Annotated in this window: 3 protein-coding genes; 2 read left to right on the forward strand and 1 reads right to left on the reverse strand. The window is 61.8% G+C overall.

The annotated features are described in order from the left end of the window. Nucleotides 1-84 precede the first annotated feature (84 nt). Complete coding sequence (locus WCB02_RS14190; protein ID WP_423958849.1) at nt 85-456, forward strand: DUF779 domain-containing protein; 372 nt, start codon at nt 85-87, stop codon at nt 454-456. 22 nt (nt 457-478) lie between these two features. Here the strand turns inward: WCB02_RS14190 and WCB02_RS14195 are convergent, their stop codons facing one another. After that, the gene (locus tag WCB02_RS14195; RefSeq protein WP_423958850.1) at nt 479-1,048 is read right to left on the reverse strand and encodes a phosphatase PAP2 family protein; all 570 of its coding nucleotides are present in this window, start codon (nt 1,046-1,048) and stop codon (nt 479-481) included. Nucleotides 1,049-1,192: 144 nt separating this feature from the next. On the opposite strand from WCB02_RS14195, the gene WCB02_RS14200 reads away from it, so the two are divergent. Beyond that, nucleotides 1,193-1,595 (forward strand): YceH family protein (locus WCB02_RS14200; protein ID WP_423958851.1); only part of this gene is annotated, 403 nt, incomplete at its 3' end.

Raw genomic sequence — 1,595 nt, forward strand, 5'->3', positions numbered from 1 at the left:
GGGCTGGCTAATCGTTGACGGGGAGGGCCATACTCTTGCGTAGGTTGAAGCGGCGTGAGCGGACTTACGCAGAGGAGGTCGAGGTTGGCGGAACAAGTGGTGGCTACGGCGGCGGCGGTGAAGTTGATTCATGAGCTGAGGGAAGAGTATGGGCCGCTGATGTTTCACCAGTCGGGCGGATGTTGCGATGGGAGTGTGCCGTTGTGCTTTCGGCTGGGAGAGTTTCGCGTGGGGTCGCGGGACGTGCTGCTGGGGACGGTCGAGGAGACGCCGTTTTATGTGGGGCACTCGCAGGCGGAATATCTGACGCGGACGCAGTTGGTGCTGGATGTGATTCCCGGCGACATTGACAGCTTTTCGCTGGAGGCGGGGACGGGCGTGCGGTTTCTGTCGCGATCGAAGGCCTGCGCTGTCGAGATAGCGAAGGGACAGGGCGACGAGGGCGTCACGACTTGAGGGGTCGGCGCACTGCCGTGGTCTAGCCCTGTACCCACAGATCCGAGCCAATGACCGCAGCGAGCCAGACTGCGCCGACAAAGTAGCCTCCGGCGACGTCGCTGGGGTAATGCACACCGAGATACACGCGGCTGACGCCGATGCCCGCCACCATGAGGAATGCCCCGATCATCAAGGCCGCCTTGGCCCACGGGTGGCGCAGCTTGTCCTGGGTCTTGTAGACGATGACACCGTAGAGGACGATGGCGAGGACCGAGTGGCCGCTTGGAAAAGAGAAGCTGTGTTCATGCACGAAGGCCCAGGGGACGTCGGGGCGGAGGCGCTTGAAGTGGAGCTTCATGACCTCGTCGAGAGCGATACCGCCGAGGGCGGCGGCGGCTACGAGGACTGCGTCGTCTTTCATGCCGCGCCACCAGAGCAATGCCGCGGCGAGGGACACTGAGGGCGCGAGCACGAAGGGCGAACCAATCCAGCTGAGGCCGCGCATCATCTCGGTGAGGAGCGGTGTGGCAAAGCCGTGGACCCAGCTTTGGAGAGCCTGGTCGCCCTGCTCAAAGGACGACTTCAGGATCTCGTCATGGAGCTCGACCAAGCCGAAGGTCGTTACCAGAGCGGCACCGAAGCCGACTAGCAGTAACGCTCCCAATAACTTCCGGTTTCGTATGGAACGCATCAGCCGCAAGGTATCACGAAGCCAAGCGCGAGAGGTCCGGGCGGGGTTCGGTAGGATTGAGGGATGGTTGAGTTGAATGTGGTTGAGGCGCGGGTGCTGGGGGCGTTGATTGAGAAAGAGATCAATACGCCGGAGTATTACCCGCTGAGTTTGAATGCTGCGGTGAATGCTTGCAATCAGAAGAGCAGTCGCGAGCCGGTGATGGAGTTGAGCGAGGCCGAGGTGCGGACTGCGCTGTTTGAACTGGATCAGCTGGGGTTGGTGCGGACGATTGCGGAATCGCGGGCTACTAAGTTCGAGCATCGGGTGAGGGATGTTCTGAACTTGCGGCGGGATGAGGTCGCGGTGATTTGTTTGCTGCTGCTGCGCGGGGCGCAGACGTCGGCGGAGTTGAGGGCTCGGACGGAGAGGATGTATGCGTTCGACGACAATGCTGCGGTGCTGAGCGTGTTGGAGAGATTGGCGG

This window comes from Bradyrhizobium sp., assembly GCF_049581145.1.
Classification (GTDB): Bacteria; Pseudomonadota; Alphaproteobacteria; order Rhizobiales; family Xanthobacteraceae; genus Bradyrhizobium.